Annotated in this window: 1 pseudogene; it reads left to right on the top strand. The window is 68.1% G+C overall.

Going from position 1 to position 361, the window contains the following annotated elements:
- Positions 1-361: pseudogene (locus tag AC1DUE_RS20920) on the top strand (hypothetical protein); the annotation flags it as partial.

The raw sequence follows: 361 nt of genomic DNA, 5'->3' as shown, positions 1-361 counted from the left end.
GCGCAGGGCCGAACGGCGCGCCGCCGACCTGGGACGCCAGCGGACCCTGATCTCACCGGCCCAGCTCGCCCGGCCCCGCGGCAGGACCATCTACTGGATCGTGTTCGCAGTGGTGATCGCTCTGTTCACCGTGGCCTTCCTCGGGCCGCTCTACTGGATGGTCACCGGCGGACTCAAGACCACCCAGGAAGTCGTGCAGAGCCCGCCGACCGCCTTCCCCACGTCGGTCCACACGGAGAACTATTCCCGGGCGTGGACGGTGATGGACCTGTCCCGGCTTCTCTTCAACACCCTCTACTACGCGTTCGGCGCGCTCGCCTTCCAGCTGCTCTTCGACGTCGCCGCCGCCTACTCGCTCTCC

It is taken from the genome of Cellulomonas sp. P4_A2 (assembly GCF_056402515.1).
The sequence above is the reverse complement of the archived record's forward strand: the minus strand, read 5'-3'. Positions and strand labels throughout refer to the sequence as shown.